The organism is Bacillus sp. ISL-51 (assembly GCF_018613535.1).
Lineage (GTDB): Bacteria > Bacillota > Bacilli > Bacillales > Bacillaceae > Bacillus.
In genome coordinates this window covers 359,787-374,956 of sequence record NZ_JAGGQB010000003.1, presented here as the reverse complement: position 1 = coordinate 374,956, position 15,170 = coordinate 359,787, and the positions used below count along the sequence as shown (strand labels likewise).

17 protein-coding genes and 1 pseudogene are annotated in these 15,170 nt (G+C 46.9%); 15 read left to right on the top strand and 3 right to left on the bottom strand.

The features are described 5' to 3' along the window. Nucleotides 1-146 precede the first annotated feature (146 nt). The 8 genes and pseudogenes from J7E26_RS03525 (at nt 147) to J7E26_RS03495 (ending at nt 8,141) form a co-directional block, all read left to right on the top strand. Entirely contained in the window at nt 147-1,436 is a 1,290-nt protein-coding gene (locus J7E26_RS03525; protein WP_214802099.1) for a UDP-N-acetylglucosamine 1-carboxyvinyltransferase, read from the top strand. Between the two features lie 33 nt (nt 1,437-1,469). Next, on the top strand, nt 1,470-2,435 hold the full coding sequence (gene glpX / locus J7E26_RS03520) for a class II fructose-bisphosphatase (RefSeq protein WP_214802101.1): 966 nt from the start codon (nt 1,470-1,472) through the stop codon (nt 2,433-2,435). 202 nt (nt 2,436-2,637) lie between these two features. Next, nucleotides 2,638-2,744: pseudogene (locus J7E26_RS18175) on the top strand (hypothetical protein); the annotation flags it as partial. 98 nt (nt 2,745-2,842) lie between these two features. Next, entirely contained in the window at nt 2,843-4,129 is a 1,287-nt protein-coding gene (gene rho / locus J7E26_RS03515; protein WP_214802104.1) for a transcription termination factor Rho, read from the top strand. 124 nt (nt 4,130-4,253) lie between these two features. Continuing rightward, a complete protein-coding gene (gene rpmE / locus J7E26_RS03510; RefSeq protein WP_003151132.1) occupies nt 4,254-4,454 on the top strand; it encodes a 50S ribosomal protein L31 in 201 nt (66 codons plus the stop codon). An 80-nt stretch (nt 4,455-4,534) separates the two neighbouring features. Continuing rightward, entirely contained in the window at nt 4,535-5,125 is a 591-nt protein-coding gene (locus tag J7E26_RS03505) for a thymidine kinase (protein ID WP_214813083.1), read from the top strand. A 276-nt stretch (nt 5,126-5,401) separates the two neighbouring features. Continuing rightward, nucleotides 5,402-7,099, top strand: a complete 1,698-nt coding sequence (gene malS, locus J7E26_RS03500) for an oxaloacetate-decarboxylating malate dehydrogenase (protein WP_214813081.1) — start codon at nt 5,402-5,404, stop codon at nt 7,097-7,099. 85 nt (nt 7,100-7,184) lie between these two features. Then, nucleotides 7,185-8,141 carry an AEC family transporter gene (locus tag J7E26_RS03495; protein WP_214802113.1) on the top strand — a complete coding sequence of 319 codons (957 nt, stop codon included), beginning with the start codon at nt 7,185-7,187 and terminating at the stop codon, nt 8,139-8,141. Between the two features lie 34 nt (nt 8,142-8,175). Here the strand turns inward: J7E26_RS03495 and racA are convergent, their stop codons facing one another. Continuing rightward, nucleotides 8,176-8,736, bottom strand: a complete 561-nt coding sequence (gene racA / locus J7E26_RS03490) for a chromosome-anchoring protein RacA (RefSeq protein WP_214802116.1) — start codon at nt 8,734-8,736, stop codon at nt 8,176-8,178. 111 nt (nt 8,737-8,847) lie between these two features. Beyond that, entirely contained in the window at nt 8,848-9,231 is a 384-nt protein-coding gene (gene gloA2 / locus J7E26_RS03485; protein WP_214802119.1) for an SMU1112c/YaeR family gloxylase I-like metalloprotein, read from the bottom strand. 111 nt (nt 9,232-9,342) lie between these two features. Between gloA2 and prfA the strand changes: the two genes are divergently transcribed. The 3 genes from prfA to J7E26_RS03470 all read left to right on the top strand — a co-directional run bounded on the left by prfA (nt 9,343) and on the right by J7E26_RS03470 (nt 11,590). Further along, nucleotides 9,343-10,413, top strand: a complete 1,071-nt coding sequence (gene prfA / locus J7E26_RS03480; protein ID WP_214803059.1) for a peptide chain release factor 1 — start codon at nt 9,343-9,345, stop codon at nt 10,411-10,413. A gap of 1 nt (nt 10,414) precedes the next feature. Next, nucleotides 10,415-11,272: a peptide chain release factor N(5)-glutamine methyltransferase gene (gene prmC, locus J7E26_RS03475; protein WP_214802122.1), complete on the top strand. Its 858-nt coding sequence runs from the start codon at nt 10,415-10,417 to the stop codon at nt 11,270-11,272. 72 nt (nt 11,273-11,344) lie between these two features. After that, on the top strand, nt 11,345-11,590 hold the full coding sequence (locus tag J7E26_RS03470) for a DUF5316 family protein (protein ID WP_214802125.1): 246 nt from the start codon (nt 11,345-11,347) through the stop codon (nt 11,588-11,590). On the opposite strand, the gene J7E26_RS03465 is transcribed toward J7E26_RS03470, so the two are convergent. Next, nucleotides 11,577-11,951 carry a UPF0715 family protein gene (locus J7E26_RS03465; RefSeq protein ID WP_214802128.1) on the bottom strand — a complete coding sequence of 125 codons (375 nt, stop codon included), beginning with the start codon at nt 11,949-11,951 and terminating at the stop codon, nt 11,577-11,579. The genes J7E26_RS03470 and J7E26_RS03465 overlap by 14 nt on opposite strands. A 159-nt stretch (nt 11,952-12,110) precedes the next feature. Here J7E26_RS03465 and spoIIR point away from each other — a divergent pair, with 159 nt between their 5' ends. The 4 genes from spoIIR to J7E26_RS03445 all read left to right on the top strand — a co-directional run bounded on the left by spoIIR (nt 12,111) and on the right by J7E26_RS03445 (nt 15,128). Continuing rightward, nucleotides 12,111-12,791, top strand: a complete 681-nt coding sequence (spoIIR, locus tag J7E26_RS03460; protein ID WP_214802131.1) for a stage II sporulation protein R — start codon at nt 12,111-12,113, stop codon at nt 12,789-12,791. A gap of 71 nt (nt 12,792-12,862) precedes the next feature. After that, nucleotides 12,863-13,306 carry a GNAT family N-acetyltransferase gene (locus tag J7E26_RS03455; protein ID WP_214802134.1) on the top strand — a complete coding sequence of 148 codons (444 nt, stop codon included), beginning with the start codon at nt 12,863-12,865 and terminating at the stop codon, nt 13,304-13,306. Nucleotides 13,307-13,462: 156 nt separating this feature from the next. Continuing rightward, complete coding sequence (locus tag J7E26_RS03450) at nt 13,463-14,503, top strand: L-threonylcarbamoyladenylate synthase (protein WP_214802137.1); 1,041 nt, start codon at nt 13,463-13,465, stop codon at nt 14,501-14,503. Nucleotides 14,504-14,570: 67 nt separating this feature from the next. Continuing rightward, entirely contained in the window at nt 14,571-15,128 is a 558-nt protein-coding gene (locus J7E26_RS03445) for a manganese efflux pump MntP (RefSeq protein ID WP_214802140.1), read from the top strand. Nucleotides 15,129-15,170 lie beyond the last annotated feature (42 nt).

Below are 15,170 nucleotides of genomic sequence, written 5' to 3'. Positions count from 1 at the left end.
TATTTTCTTCCTGATATTTTATAATGTCCTTGTATTCTTTCTCTTCGAATTGGCTACATTTTGGACAAGAGCTTTATTTGCAGAGACAGAATAAAATGCCATTTTATTTACGCTCCGCAGCTATCTTCTTATGGAAGGAGACTATCATGGAAAAGTTGAATATTGCCGGCGGCGACCCGTTAAACGGAACCGTACATATCAGCGGCGCAAAAAACAGCGCCGTCGCATTGATACCCGCAACCATTCTGGCAAATTCCGAAGTGACGATTGAAGGGCTTCCGGAGATCTCAGATATTGAAACGCTGCGTGACCTGCTGAAAGAAATCGGCGGAAACGTCCATTTCGAAAATGGAGAGATGGTCGTAGACCCTTCCGCGATGATCAGCATGCCGCTTCCGAACGGTAAAGTAAAAAAACTCCGCGCTTCCTATTATTTGATGGGTGCGATGCTCGGCCGCTTTAAGCAGGCGGTTATCGGACTTCCGGGCGGATGCCATCTAGGGCCGCGGCCGATTGACCAGCACATTAAAGGATTTGAGGCCCTGGGAGCTGAGGTCACGAATGAACAAGGGGCCATTTATCTGCGTGCCGAAAGGCTGAAAGGCGCCCGAATTTATCTGGATGTCGTCAGCGTCGGGGCAACGATCAATATCATGCTCGCCGCTGTACTGGCTGAAGGGAAAACCGTGATAGAAAATGCCGCCAAGGAACCTGAAATTATTGATGTTGCCACATTGCTCACCAGCATGGGCGCTAAAATCAAAGGTGCGGGGACCAATGTGATCAGAATTGACGGCGTTAAAGAGCTGCACGGATGCAGGCACACCATCATCCCGGACAGAATTGAAGCAGGCACCTTCATGATTGCCGGCGCGGCGATGGGGAAAGAAGTCATTATTGATAATGTGATTCCGACTCATCTCGAGTCATTAACGTCAAAGCTGAGGGAAATGGGTTTTCACATTGAAACGAGTGACGACCAGCTGCTCATGCTCGGCGGACAGAAGCACATTAAGCCCGTTGACGTAAAAACGCTTGTATACCCGGGTTTCCCGACTGATCTGCAGCAGCCGATGACATCTCTTTTGACTAAAGCCAGCGGCACGAGTGTCGTGACGGACACTATCTACTCGGCAAGATTCAAACACATTGATGAGCTGAGACGGATGGGCGCCAACATGAAGGTAGAAGGAAGATCGGCGATCATCACCGGCCCTGTCGAGCTGCAGGGCGCAAAGGTAAAGGCGAGTGATCTGCGTGCCGGCGCGTGCTTGGTCGTAGCCGGGCTGATGGCTGACGGCGTAACCGAAATTACGGGCCTTGAGCATTTGGACCGCGGTTACAGCAACCTTGAGAAAAAACTTGAAGGCCTGGGCGCCACAATCTGGCGGGAAAGGCTGACAGACGAAGAGAAAGAACAGCTGCAAAATTCATAGAAATGCTGACTTTTGAGAGGAGTTCGTGTTGAAATGGAAAGAAGTTTATCAATGGAATTGGTTCGCGTCACAGAAGCTGCGGCTTTAGCATCCGCCAGATGGATGGGCCGAGGAAAAAAAGATGAAGCCGATGATGCGGCGACAAGTGCAATGCGTGACGTGTTTGACACAGTGCCGATGAAAGGCACTGTTGTGATCGGGGAAGGCGAGATGGATGAGGCGCCGATGCTTTACATCGGCGAAAAGCTCGGCAACGGCTACGGCCCTCGCGTCGACGTGGCCGTCGATCCGCTTGAAGGCACAAACATCTTAGCCAGCGGCGGCTGGAATGCGCTTACAGTGATCGCGGTCGCTGACCACGGAACGCTGTTAAACGCTCCTGACATGTACATGGAAAAAATCGCGGTCGGCCCTGAAGCTGTAGGCTGCATTGATATCGAAGCTCCTGTCATTGATAACTTAAAAGCCGTTGCAAAAGCGAAAAACAAAGACATTGAAGATGTCGTAGCAACGATTTTAAACCGCGGCAGACACGAAAAAATCATTTCTGAATTGCGTGAGGCGGGCGCCAGGATCAAACTGATCAATGATGGTGATGTCGCGGGCGCCATCAACACGGCGTTCGACCACACAGGCGTGGATATTCTCTTCGGATCAGGGGGAGCGCCTGAGGGGGTGCTGTCCGCAGTCGCTTTAAAAGCGCTCGGCGGAGAAATCATCGGCAGGCTTCTGCCGCAAAGTGATGAAGAAAAAGCGCGCTGTGAACGAATGGGCCTTGATGTTTCAAAAGTGCTCCGCATGGAAGACCTTGTCAGAGGAGACGACGCCATTTTCGCTGCGACAGGCGTAACGGACGGCGAGCTTTTGAAAGGCGTTCAGTTCAAAGGCTCCGTCAGCACAACGGAAAGCTTGGTCATCCGGGCAAAATCAGGAACGGTTCGATTTGTTGACGGAAGACACAGCCTGAAGAAAAAACCAAATCTTGTCATCCGGCCATAATAGAGAGAAAAAGCGGGAACGAAAGTCCCGCTTTTCTTTTGCAAAAAAGAGTCAACCCTATCATTTGTATGTCAAAACATTATTTAAGTTGAATAATTTTTTGAAATGAGGTAAAAATAAAGAGTGCTGCGATTTTCTGTGTAATTCCTTCTTTTGAGTACTGGGAAATTTTCAAATTCTACCGCATACAGACGATATAAATATTGATCTTCTCAAGTTTTTGTCCTCGCTTCCTTTCAAAACTCATTAAGACATTCCTTTTAAAGAAAAGCGCCGATCATGGGTGGAAGTGTTACTGATAGAAGTTCCTGACCGTTTATAAAAGAATGTGCTTTGGCGGAATCATGCAAAGCAGCCAACCTGAATGAAAACAGCAATATATTGACTATGAAAAGCGTGGTGTTTTTATGAAAGACGTATCTATTTCCTCTTTGGAAAATATGAAATTAAAAGAGCTATATGAACTTGCAAGACATTATAAAATATCCTACTACAGCAAACTGACCAAAAAAGAATTAATCTTTGCGATTTTAAAAGCCAACGCAGAGCAAGAGGATCTTCTGTTTATGGAAGGCGTGCTCGAAATCATCCAATCAGAAGGGTTCGGCTTTCTGAGACCGATTAATTACTCGCCAAGCTCAGAAGACATCTACATTTCTGCTTCTCAAATCCGCCGCTTCGACTTAAGAAACGGTGACAAAGTATCAGGCAAGGTCCGCCCGCCGAAAGAAAATGAACGCTACTACGGACTTTTGCACGTTGAAGCAGTAAACGGCGATGATCCGGAATCCGCTAAAGAGCGTGTTCATTTCCCTGCGCTTACTCCGCTTTATCCGGATCGCCAAATGGTTCTGGAAACAAAACCGAATCATCTATCCACAAGAATTCTCGACATGATGGCTCCGGTCGGCTTCGGCCAGCGCGGATTAATTGTGGCGCCGCCGAAAGCCGGTAAAACCATGCTGTTAAAAGAAATCGCTAACAGCATTACGACAAATCAGCCTGACGCCGAACTGATCGTCCTCTTAATTGACGAAAGACCGGAAGAAGTGACGGATATTGAACGTTCCGTTGCGGGCGATGTTGTCAGCTCAACGTTTGATGAAGTGCCGGAAAACCATATTAAGGTGGCCGAGCTTGTGCTTGAACGGGCGATGCGCCTTGTTGAACACAAAAAAGATGTCGTCATTTTGATGGACAGCATTACCCGCCTGGCACGCGCATACAACCTTGTCATCCCGCCAAGCGGGCGGACGCTTTCCGGCGGTATTGACCCGGCTGCGTTCCATCGTCCGAAGCGTTTCTTCGGTGCCGCGAGAAATATCGAAGAGGGCGGCAGTCTGACCATTTTAGCGACGGCTCTCGTAGATACAGGCTCACGTATGGACGACGTCATTTATGAAGAGTTCAAAGGAACGGGCAACATGGAGCTTCACCTTGACCGTTCACTTGCGGAAAGACGGATTTTCCCTGCCATCGACATCCGCCGCTCCGGTACGCGGAAGGAAGAGCTGCTCGTGCCGAAAGAGCATCTTGACCGTCTGTGGGCGATCCGCAAAACGATGTCCGATTCTCCGGATTTCGCAGAAAAGTTTATGAGAAGAATGAGAAAAACGAAAACGAATCAAGAGTTTTTTGATTTGATCAACCAAGAATGGAAGCAGGCGAATCTCTCATCATCTGCCCGCCGCTGATACAAAAAATGTATTTGCAAATGCAGTAAATGACTGATATAATTCTCTCATATGCGTTTCGGACATTATCCGGAATAATAACTCTGTTTCCACACGGGATTCAGGGCGGAAGGAGATGGATACAATGAAAGCAGGAATTCATCCTAATTTCAAAAAAGCAACAGTTAAATGCGCTTGCGGAAATGAATTTGAAACAGGCTCAGTAAAAGAAGAGGTACGCGTTGAGATTTGCTCTGAATGCCACCCATTCTACACTGGCCGTCAAAAATTCGCTTCTGCTGATGGTCGTGTTGATCGCTTTAACAAAAAATACGGTCTTAAGTAATAATAGATTTTTCAGGCAGGCAAGAAGCACTTCTTGCCTGTTTTTTGTGTCCATAAATCGAAAAAGGGGAGCGGAAGCCTATGTACATAATGAAGCAAAGCGGGTGGCTTGAGCTGATATGCGGCAGCATGTTCTCTGGGAAGTCAGAAGAGCTGATCCGCAGGGTGAAAAGAGCGACATATGCGAAGCAGGAAGTAAAGGTGTTTAAGCCCGCCATTGATAATCGCTACAGCGAGGAGGCCGTCGTTTCCCATAACGGAACATCGATGACAAGCCATGTCATCTCGTCTTCTGCTGAGATATGGGATCATATCAGTGAAAGCACAGACGTGATCGCGGTGGATGAAGTGCAGTTTTTCGATGAGTCTATCATTGATGACTTGTCATTGCTTGCCGATAAAGGCTACCGCGTCATTGCAGCAGGCCTTGATATGGATTTCAGGGGAGAGCCGTTCGGCGTTGTTCCGAACCTCATGGCGATGGCAGAATTGGTGACGAAGCTGCAAGCGGTCTGCTCCGTCTGCGGTTCGCCGGCAAGCCGGACGCAGCGTTTAATTGACGGGCAGCCCGCTTCCTATGATGATCCGGTCATATTAGTCGGCGCATCAGAGTCATATGAAGCAAGATGCAGACATCATCATAAGGTGCCGAAAAAACAGACAGATAAATAACCCTTTTCATGAAAACATCGGTAAATAAGCCGGTGTTTTTTTGACGTTTTTTCAAAAATTGTAGTTAAATAACTTAAAAAAGAGTATGAAAAAATTAAGTAATTTTCTTCCCTTGAATTTTCATTTTTTCAGGCATAAAATGACTAAGTAATGTAAATAGTTATGAGACATTGTTCGAATAATTGTCAAAAAAACATATAGCAGATCATGATCGCATTAGCCAAAATGGGTAATTACTTAACTTTGTTAACTATTTGATGAAAGAAGGAGATTTTCTTGAATAATATTAAAGTAACGAAGGAAGGCAACTTAGAAACTACTTTAAGAGGTAAAGAAGTTTTATCTATTCCTACTTTAAATAAAGGTGTTGCATTCTCAGCAGAGGAAAGACAAAGCCTTGGATTAGACGGACTTCTTCCTCCGACAGTGCTTTCTCTTGACGAGCAGGCAAAACGTGCGTACGAGCAGTTCTTGGCTCAGCCGGACCGCCTCCGCCAAAACGTGTATTTGAACGATTTGCAAAACCGCAACGAAGTTCTTTTCTTTAAATTGTTAAAAAACCATCTTCGTGAAATGCTGCCGGTTGTTTACACGCCGACTGTCGGTGAAGCGATTCAAGAATACAGCCATGAGTACAGAAGACCTCAAGGAATTTACCTTTCTATCGATAATGTGGAAGGAATTGAACAAGCGTTTGAAAACCTTCATGCGACTGCCGGCGATATCGATCTTATCGTTGCGACTGATTCAGAAAGCATTCTTGGAATCGGTGACTGGGGCGTAGGCGGAATCAACATCGCCATCGGTAAATTAGCCGTTTACACAGCTGCTGCCGGTATTGACCCAAGCCGTGTAATCCCGGTTGTTCTTGACGTCGGTACAAACAATGAAAAACTTCTGAACGATCCATTATACATCGGTAACCGCCATGAACGTATTCAAGGCGAACGTTACGAAGCATTCATTGACGCTTACGTGAAAGCTGCGCTGAAATATTTCCCTAAAGCTCTTCTTCACTGGGAGGACCTTGGAAACAGAAATGCGCGCAATATCATGAAAAAATACAATCATGAAATCCTTACATTCAATGATGATATTCAAGGTACCGGCGCGATTACACTTGCGGGTGTGCTTGCAGCTATGAAGAAAACGGGCGCATCTATTAAAGATCAGCGCGTGGTGGTCTTTGGCGCGGGTTCTGCCGGAATCGGAATCGCTGACCAAATTCGCGACACAATGGTGCTTGCGGGCCTTTCTGAAGAAGAAGCAAACAAAGCATTCTACACAATGGACTACAGAGGCCTGTTAGTAGAAGGCATGGAAGACATTCTTGATTTCCAACAGCCGTACTTGCGCACAGCTGAAGAAATTAAAGATTGGGAACGCAACGAAAAAGGCGAAATTCCTTTCATTGAAGTCATCCGCCAAGCGAAACCGACAATCTTAATCGGTACATCAGGCCAAAGCGGCGCTTTCAGTGAAGAAATCGTCAAAGAAATGGCGAAACATGTTGAGCGTCCGGTTATTATGCCGATGTCTAACCCGACACCGCTTGCTGAAGCCGTTCCTAGTGATCTGTTCAAATGGACTGACGGCAAAGTGCTTGTAGCAACAGGAAGCCCGTTTGACAATGTAGAGTACAATGGCGTTTCTCATGAAATCGGACAATCTAACAACGCGTTTGCGTTCCCTGGACTTGGTCTTGGTTCAATCGTAGCGGAAGCGAAAGTGATTACTCCTGCAATGTTCGCGGCAACTGCTGATGCAATTGCAGAAAGCGTTGATTTTGAAACACCTGGTGCAGGTCTTCTGCCAAGCATTGATAACTTGCAAGAAGTATCAATTAAAGTAGCTATTGCTGTAGCGGAAGCTGCCATTAAAGAAGGCGTCGCAAACCGCAAGCCTGAAGATGTGAAACAAGCAGTGCTTGACGCGATGTGGGCACCGAAATACAAAAAAGTTGTTGCAAAATAATTTAACGATTAATTTTACAGTCCGAGGGAAAGCTTTTTACTAAAGGCTAAAGTATACGGACATTAAGGATTTGGAGGAGAACACTTTGAGCTTCTTAGATATTTTAATCCTTCTGGCACCGATCTTTTTCGTGATCGTGCTGGGATGGTTCGCAGGTCGATTCGGAAGTTACGACGCGAAGTCAGCAAAAGGGGTAAGTACCTTAGTTACGAAATACGCGCTTCCGGCACATTTTATCGCCGGTATTTTAACCACTTCACGAAGTGCATTTTTATCACAGGTTCCTTTGATGGTCGCTTTAATCATCGGGATCGTCGGATTTTATATCGTAATCCTGCTGGTTTGCAAATTTATCTTTAAGTATGATTTAACGAACTCATCAGTATTTTCTTTAAACTCAGCACAGCCGACGTTTGCATTTATGGGGATTCCCGTACTCGGCAGCTTATTCGGCGCGAATGAAGTAGCGATTCCGATCGCCGTAACGGGTATCGTGGTTAACGCCATGCTTGATCCGCTTGCGATTATTATCGCTACTGTCGGTGAATCATCTAAGAAACATGATGAGAATAGTGAAAGCTTCTGGAAAATGACTGGGAAGTCTATTCTTCACGGTCTTTCCGAACCGCTTGCTGCTGCGCCGCTTATCAGTATTATTTTAGTGCTTTGCGGTGTAACGCTTCCGGCACTCGGAGAGAAAATGCTTGATCAGCTCGGAAGCACGACATCCGGTGTTGCGCTCTTTGCCGTCGGTGTAACTGTCGGTATTCGTAAAATCAAACTCAGTCTGCCGGCTTTCGGTATCGCTTTGTTAAAAGTTGCCGTTCAGCCAGCGCTGATGTACTTGATTGCTCTTGCGGTCGGACTTCCTGCTGACCAAACGACAAAAGCAATTTTGCTAGTAGCCTTCCCTGGTTCTGCGGTAGCTGCGATGATTGCTACACGCTTTGAAAAACAAGAGGAAGAAACGGCGTCTGCGTTCGTCATCAGTGCGATTTTATCATTAATCTCACTGCCGATTATTATTGCGCTGACTGCATAATAAAAAAGCTCCCTGTTCCGGGGAGCTTTTTTGATTAGAACTGAAATTTAAATGGTGAGAATCTGGTTTTTTTTCTGGGTTTCTTATTTTCTGAAGAAGCGGCTGTTTCTGAGAGGGGAGCTGCCTGGGTAAGTTCTTGGATGCGGGAGGCCAATGATTGCAATTCGGCATTGAGGTCGTCGATTTCCCGTCTGTGCTGAAGCAGCTGATAAGAAACCCCTTCATCCGCCTTTTGCTTAAGCTGCCGTTCCAGCTCTTCGATTCTCGAAAGCAGCTGACGCTCGTCCTGCTTTTCCTTCATGAGGACGTCCAGCTTGCGCTCCAGCTCTTCTAATTTGCGTTCGGTCCCGCCGCTTGTCGTCCTTTGTAAAATGAAGCCCGCCCGTTTTTTAGTCTGCCGGGGGATTTGAATGTCCTGAAGCGCCGTACCTTCTGCAATTTGCTTTTTGACCGATTTCAGCACGTCAAGATCCTCAGCCGTAAAGGAATAGTGTCCAAGCTCATTCCGTTCAGCCGGAAGGTTCAGCTGCTTGACCCACCTTTGCACCGTTTTTGCGGAGACGCCGAGTTCTTTTGCGGCCATGTTTGTATTCATGATCACATACCTCCTTTTCTGCTAGGTATTCGACCATGAGAAGCAGTTCCCTTCACATTAGACAAAACAAGAAGGAATTCGCCAAAGAAAGCGGCTTTTCTTCAAAAAACGTTACGCTTCATACAGTTCAAGGGGAAGCCTGTCGGGATCAAAGAAAAAAGTAAACCGTCTGCCCGTCAAAGGGTCGGTTCTCACCGGTTCTGTTTCGACGCCTTTGTCCTTCAGTTCCCGGACGGCGTCTTCAAGATTTTTGACGGTGAAGGCAAGGTGGCGGAGACCTGCTGCTTCAGGCCGGGTCGGACGCTCGGGCGGATTGGGGAAGGAAAACAGCTCAATCACGTAAGATCCGCCGAGAGCCAAATCAAGCTTATATGACCCGCGCTCCTGACGGTATGTTTCTTGAATGACTTCAAAACCGAGCGTCTCGGTATAAAAAGCTTTCGACTTTTCATAATCAGAGCATATGATTGCTATATGGTGGATGGATGTCAGCAAATCCGTTCCTCCTTTTTTGCTTTAGTATAACAGAGACGAATTGCTTTTGACTGGTGATAAGCCCTATACTATAATGATAATGTTACGCACAGGAAAACAGAGGTGAAGACCGTGTTAGACCGTTTACAGTCAATTGAAGAACGATATGAGAAATTAAATGAGCTTTTAAGTGATCCCGAAGTCGTTAACGATCCGAAAAAGCTTAGAGAATATTCTAAAGAGCAATCTGATATACAAGAAACCGTTGATGTCTATAGACAATACAGAGACGCATCAGAACAGCTTGCCGATGCGAAAGCAATGCTTGAGGAAAAGCTTGATGCCGATATGAGAGACATGGTAAAGGAAGAAATCTCCGGATTGCAGGATGAGACGGCAGCCTTATCAGAGCGATTAAAAGTCCTTCTTATTCCGAAAGACCCGAACGATGATAAGAACGTTATCATGGAGATTCGCGGGGCCGCGGGCGGAGAAGAAGCCGCACTGTTTGCGGGAAATCTCTACAGAATGTATTCGCGTTATGCCGAAGTCCAAGGCTGGAAAACCGAGGTAATGGAAGCCAGCGTGACCGGTACGGGCGGTTATAAGGAAATCATATTTATGATTACCGGGAAAGGCGCTTACTCCAAGCTGAAGTATGAAAACGGAGCGCACCGTGTTCAGCGTGTGCCGGAAACGGAATCAGGCGGCCGCATCCATACTTCTACAGCCACCGTTGCATGTCTTCCGGAAGCGGAAGAAGTAGAGGTGGATATTCATGAAAAAGACATCCGCGTTGATACGTTTGCATCAAGCGGACCGGGCGGACAAAGTGTAAACACGACAATGTCGGCCGTACGCTTAACGCATTTGCCGACAGGTGTCGTTGTATCCTGTCAAGATGAAAAGTCCCAAATCAAAAACAAAGAAAAAGCGATGAAAGTGCTCCGCGCCAGAGTCTATGATAAATTCCAGCAGGAAGCCCAGGCTGAATACGATCAAAACCGTAAATCAGCTGTCGGTTCAGGCGACCGTTCTGAACGTATCCGCACTTACAATTTCCCGCAAAACCGTGTGACGGATCATAGAATCGGCCTGACGATTCAAAAGCTGGATCAAATCCTGGAAGGCAAACTTGACGAAGTGGTTGAAGCGTTAATCGTAGAAGACCAGTCAAGCAAGCTCCAGCAGGCGGAAAATTAAGATGAAGACCGTATTTGAAGCCCTAAGCTGGGCTTCTTCTTATTTAACCGAAGCGGGAAGAGAAAAAAACGCGGCCGAGCTGCTGCTGTCAAATGATACAGGCATGGAGCGGAGCAAGCTTCTCGCGAGTCTCCGGGAGCCTGTCGGGGAAGATGAGCTTTATCGATTCAAACGGCATGTGGAAATGCATAAAGAAGGCATTCCGATCCAATATATTATCGGAAAAGAACATTTTTACGGCCGGGAATTTTTTGTGAATGACGATGTCCTGATCCCGCGTCCGGAAACGGAAGAAGTGGTTTATCATCTGCTGGAAAAACAAAAGCTTGTGTTTCCTGCAGAAGAAAGACTGAGTGTATTGGATATCGGTACGGGAAGCGGAGCCATTGCGGTGACGCTTGCGCTTGAAAACGAGCGGCTTTCGGTATCCGCAGCGGATATTTCGAAAGAAGCGCTCCAAGTGGCAGAAAAAAATGCGAAAAACCTCGGAGCCGACGTACGCTTTTTTCAAGGAGACCTGCTCGGCCCTTTTATCACATCAGGTGAAAAAGCAGACATCATCGTTTCAAATCCGCCATATATTTCTGAAGAAGAGATGACCGGCTTATCGGATATCGTCCGCTTCCATGAGCCGCTCCACGCCCTGACGGATGGCGGTGACGGTTTGAAATTTTATAAGCGTTTTATGGAGGAACTGCCGCTTGTCATCATGGACAAGGCGCTTGTCGTTTTTGAAATCGGATATCATCAGGGGAAAGCCGTAAAGGAACTGTTCTGTCATTCATTTCCGAATGCAGAGGTTGAAGTGCTGAAGGACATTAATGGAAAAGACAGGACCGTATGCGCGGTCATCAAATGATCGAGAAAGCCTGCCGGTGACGCACACGGCAGGCTTTTGTTACAATGAAAAGAAAATGAAAGGGGCCCCCGAATGAAAAAAGCTTTTGCAGCAGGCTTCATTTTGCCGATACGGCTTGACATGGTCTTCGGAGCCGTTTCAGCCATTCTCATCGTGCTGTCAGTCATTATGTCCGGCTTGGCCCTCAGCGGAGAAGAGCAGAGGGCGAATTATCATTCGGAAACAAAAGAAGGACGGCACGCCCGTTTGAAGATGGCCGCCGCTTTTTTTCTCGCCGCGATTCCTTCTGCAGTCTGTTTGTTCATTATGATTCTGTAGCGGGCCGCTGTTTTTGCAGCAAGACAGAGTCATACACCCAATACACAGCGGCTGTTAATACCGCGAAGATATAAAAGGCCGAATTGCTGAAGAAAGACTGGCCGGATGGCTGCAAAATGCCGAAGATGATACAGTTGGCAATAAACGAGGCTGCTAAATAATAGATGAAATACAGCGGATGGAACCTTTTCGGCTTCTTATTCAAGTAATGTTGAAGAGGCAGCGCAAAAATCAAATAAGGAAACAAAAAGTAAAATGCCATCGTGATTAAAGCGGGAATAATAAATTGATGGATGTACAAAATTGAATAAATGACAGACATAGTGGCTGCCGACAGCAGCACGGTATAATTATATTTCATCAAAAAACCTCCTATCAAAATAATATCGTACCATATTTTGAGTTTACAAACGCAGATTATCAGCTTACTAGATTTTTTTCTCCCCGCCGGTTTAAACCCTTTCCGCCTTGTCCATAATGGGACTAGAATAAAAAGCACGGAGAGGAACGGTGGGGACCGATGAAACAAACAATGATGATTTGTATATATATCTTTCTTTTATTATCAGGAGCGCTTGCGGGTTTGACAAAAGAAGAAACGGCGCAGGCATCATCCAATGAGCCGGTTGTTATCCCTGATGAAGCAATTCGCCTGCGGATATTGGCAAACAGCGATGATGACAAAGATCAAAAACTCAAACGCCAGATCAGAGACGCCGTCAATAAAGAGATCACAGGCTGGGTCAAAGATATCACTTCCATCGAAGAAGCGCGCCGTCTTATTCGCTCAAAGCTGCCTGAGATTAAGGAAATTGCCAAAGAAACCATGAAAAAAAAGGGCATGCATCAATCCGTCTCGGTCGATTTTAACAAAATCTCGTTTCCGACAAAGCTTTACGGCAATATGGTTTATCCGGCGGGAAAATACGAAGCGATTTTGATTACGCTCGGCGAAGGGGAAGGCGCCAACTGGTGGTGCGTCCTGTTCCCCCCGCTTTGTTTCCTTGATTTTTCAAATGGAGAAGCAGTAAAAGACCAAGAGGACAAAAAACAGCAGCAGGAAGAAACGCAGAAACAGACGGCAAAAGCTCTTGATGATCTAAAGGAAAAAACCGATAAGGCTAAAAAAGACGATAAAGAAGACGGCGGCACCGAAGTTAAGTTTTTCCTCGTTGATTGGATTTCTGATCTGTTTTCTTGAAACGAAGAGGTATAAATTCAGATTCGTTTCATAGATTGGAAGAAAGAGACGATGCAAACGGGGTGAAATGTATGTTTTATCAGCTGAGAGTGGCAAGGGATAAAGACACGGAGGCGCTTGAGTCCTTTTTGAGACAGGCTGACACAGTGCATGCAGAAATTGATCAAAGCGTCAGCCGGTTTATTATGCTGGAGGACAGCGAAAAGCAGATTGCGGCATGTCTTGGCATCGAAAAAGTCAGCGGCGGCAAAGGGCTTCTTCGCTCGCTCGTCATGTCGGACAGGCTGAATCAAAGCCACATTGTCACGCTGTTTCAGAGTATGGAAGTGCTGTGTGAAAAACATCAGATTAAAGATGTGTACTTAGTGGCAAGCCGGCTCTCATCCGCCGAATTTCTGAATGTCATGGGGTTTGAAACGTGCGGCGAGGTGCCGGAAGAGCTGTATGCGTCCGAGCACTTTCGCGATTCATTACGCACAAAGGGTTCATTTTTAATGGTGAAAAGCTCCGCTTAAGCTGACTTATACACATAGTTATCCACTCATTGCAGAGTGTTATCCACATATTGTGGATAACACTTGTTTTATTGAAGGACATCTTTTATACTTTCAAAAGGAATATACGAGAGAAAATAAAGTTTTACCGCTTTAAAATAAGGAGTTTGGTTATACATGAAAACGAGAAGATGGACTGTGGATTCATCGGCTGAATTATCCACAAACAATCCACAAATTACACAAGCTGCGGAATTGCTCCGGAAAAATGAGGTTGTGGCTTTTCCGACAGAAACTGTTTACGGCCTCGGCGCCAACGCTGAAAACACGGAAGCCGTGGCAAAAATTTACGAAGCGAAAGGAAGGCCGAGCGATAATCCGCTTATCGTTCATATTTCGGACATCGCCCAGCTTGATCGTATTATCCGGCATATCCCTGAAACAGCGGAAAAGCTCATGAGGCATTTTTGGCCGGGTGCTCTGACTCTTGTCCTGCCGTGTAAACCCGGTATGCTGTCCCCGCGTGTCACCGCGGGACTTAACACGGTAGCGGTCAGAATGCCGGATCATCCCGTGGCGCTTTCCGTCATCCGCTCAGCGGGACTGCCGATTGCAGCGCCGAGCGCCAATTTATCAGGCAAACCCAGCCCGACGAAGGCTGAGCACGTGGCCTATGATTTAAACGGCCGCATCGCCGGTATTGTAGACGGCGGGCCGACGGGAATCGGAGTGGAATCAACCGTTCTTTCCTGCACGGGAGAGCAGCCCGTCCTGCTTCGCCCGGGAGGCGTTACAAAAGAACAAATTGAATCAATCGTCGGGCCGATTCTTGTGGATCAAGGGTTAACCGAAGAAGATGAGACCCCCATTTCTCCGGGAATGAAATATACACATTATGCGCCTTCCGCGCCGCTTGCGATCGCAGAAGGTGATGCCGTAAGAATCCAAGAGCTGGCAGACGGATATAAACGTCAGGGGAAACGGATCGGTATCCTGACGACAGAGGAGAACGCTGATGTTTATCGTGCTGATTTTATAAAAGTCTGCGGGAAAAGGGCTGATCTTGAAACGGTGGCCTCTTCATTATATGATGCGCTCCGCAGCTTTGATGAAGCAGGGGTGGACATGATTATTTCTGAATCCTTTCCTGATACGGGAGTGGGCCTTGCCGTGATGAACAGGCTTATGAAAGCCGCCGGAGGCACCGTTATCCATTAAAAGTTCTACCCCTTACCGGACATGCATAAGCTAAAAAAGCGGGCATGTCCAAGGGGGTTTTTAAATCATGTCGAGTGTATTCATAGGGGAGCTTTTGGCCTTAAGCATGATGGCATTTGCTTTAGGAATGGATGCTTTTTCTGTCGGGCTTGGGATGGGGATGGTCCGGCTTAGAAAACGGCAGATTTTTCATATAGGGTTCGTTATCGGGCTGTTCCATGTCATCATGCCGCTGGCCGGGATGGCCGCGGGACAGCTGCTGTCCGGTTTTTTGGGAATGCTTGCTGTTTACGTCGGCGGATCTCTGCTTTTCATTTTGGGGGTCCAGATGATTTTTGCCGCGTTTAAACAATCAGAAGAGCCGTTCATTTCTCCGGCGGGAGCAGGATTATTATTATTTGCGGTCGGGGTCAGCCTTGACAGTTTTTCTGTCGGGCTCGGCCTCGGAATGTACGGCTCAAAGCCGCTTTTAGCCGTTGCGCTGTTCGGGGCATTCAGCACCATCTTAACATGGGCGGGCCTTTTGATCGGAAGTAAGGTGCAGTCATGGCTCGGCTCCTACAGCGAAGCGCTGGGCGGAACGATATTAATCGGGTTTGGGCTTAAACTGCTTTTGCCGCTATAAGATACTTTTAAAAAAAGAAACGAAGATGCCGTTTCTTTTTTC

What these genes read in the sequence shown, in the direction of transcription:
- J7E26_RS03525 (WP_214802099.1), top strand. Translation starts at nt 147, where the DNA reads ATGGAAAAGTTGAATATTGCCGGCGGCGACCCGTTAAACGGAACCGTA.
- glpX (WP_214802101.1), top strand. Translation starts at nt 1,470, where the DNA reads ATGGAAAGAAGTTTATCAATGGAATTGGTTCGCGTCACAGAAGCTGCG.
- rho (WP_214802104.1), top strand. Translation starts at nt 2,843, where the DNA reads ATGAAAGACGTATCTATTTCCTCTTTGGAAAATATGAAATTAAAAGAG.
- rpmE (WP_003151132.1), top strand. Translation starts at nt 4,254, where the DNA reads ATGAAAGCAGGAATTCATCCTAATTTCAAAAAAGCAACAGTTAAATGC.
- J7E26_RS03505 (WP_214813083.1), top strand. Translation starts at nt 4,535, where the DNA reads ATGTACATAATGAAGCAAAGCGGGTGGCTTGAGCTGATATGCGGCAGC.
- racA (WP_214802116.1), bottom strand. Translation starts at nt 8,736, where the DNA reads ATGAATACAAACATGGCCGCAAAAGAACTCGGCGTCTCCGCAAAAACG.
- prmC (WP_214802122.1), top strand. Translation starts at nt 10,415, where the DNA reads ATGAAGACCGTATTTGAAGCCCTAAGCTGGGCTTCTTCTTATTTAACC.
- J7E26_RS03470 (WP_214802125.1), top strand. Translation starts at nt 11,345, where the DNA reads ATGAAAAAAGCTTTTGCAGCAGGCTTCATTTTGCCGATACGGCTTGAC.
- J7E26_RS03465 (WP_214802128.1), bottom strand. Translation starts at nt 11,951, where the DNA reads ATGAAATATAATTATACCGTGCTGCTGTCGGCAGCCACTATGTCTGTC.
- spoIIR (WP_214802131.1), top strand. Translation starts at nt 12,111, where the DNA reads ATGAAACAAACAATGATGATTTGTATATATATCTTTCTTTTATTATCA.
- J7E26_RS03455 (WP_214802134.1), top strand. Translation starts at nt 12,863, where the DNA reads ATGTTTTATCAGCTGAGAGTGGCAAGGGATAAAGACACGGAGGCGCTT.
- J7E26_RS03450 (WP_214802137.1), top strand. Translation starts at nt 13,463, where the DNA reads ATGAAAACGAGAAGATGGACTGTGGATTCATCGGCTGAATTATCCACA.
- J7E26_RS03445 (WP_214802140.1), top strand. Translation starts at nt 14,571, where the DNA reads ATGTCGAGTGTATTCATAGGGGAGCTTTTGGCCTTAAGCATGATGGCA.